Source organism: Acidovorax sp. 22279 (assembly GCF_052045435.1).
GTDB lineage: Bacteria > Pseudomonadota > Gammaproteobacteria > Burkholderiales > Burkholderiaceae_C > Acidovorax > Acidovorax delafieldii.
On the sequence record NZ_JBQEOV010000038.1, the window covers coordinates 1 to 656 of the forward strand.

The following is a 656-nucleotide window of genomic DNA, read 5'->3' on the forward strand; positions in this document are numbered from 1 at the left end:
GCCGCTGGAGGACTGCGCAATGTCCACCGACAGGTGGAAGGTGGTGGAGTCGAAGGCGCGGCCCTCATAGTCGCCCTTGGATTGCTTGAGGCCGTGCAGCACGGCTTTGCTGGTCATCTTCATGGTTGGTCTTTCGTGGCCTGGGTTAGTGGGCGTACGCGGTGTGGCCAGCACCGGAGCCCGAGATTTTTTTGAACACCTGCTGATAGATGCGCTCGACTTCGGAGCGCTTGAACTTGGACAGCCGACCGGGCATTTCTGCGCAGTTCTCAACGAAGCCGACGATGGTTTCCAGATCGCAGTAGCGAACCATCAAAGCGAGCGTTTTTCCCGCTGTAGAGAAGCCCCATCGCACGTTGCGCGTGCACTCAGCCATGAGGGTTTCGAGTGGGAGGCGCGGCTCTGTTTTGATGGGCTCAGGCGATGCAATGGCGCCGTGTTCGGCCAACATCAGGGCATGCCAATCGCTGGCACCTGCGAAGAAGTCAGCGGGCCTGCGGAGAATGTCCGTGGGCAGCAATCGCTTTTGGTTTCCATAGCGCAGCTCGATGCGCTGCCAGCCGGTGGCGTCCTGTTTGCCGTAGAGCTGGACGCCCTTGTCATAGACGTTGGTTTGCTTGCCTGCGGCCTTGCTGCCGAAGTAGAAGGAGCGACCC

At 60.1% G+C, this 656-nt stretch carries 1 protein-coding gene; it reads right to left on the reverse strand.

Features of this window, described 5'->3' with window-relative positions; genetic code table 11:
* Window positions 1–145: 145 nt before the first annotated feature.
* On the reverse strand, window positions 146–656 hold a 511-nt coding region (locus ACTJKQ_RS24525; RefSeq protein ID WP_440598369.1), incomplete at its 5' end, for a replication initiation factor domain-containing protein.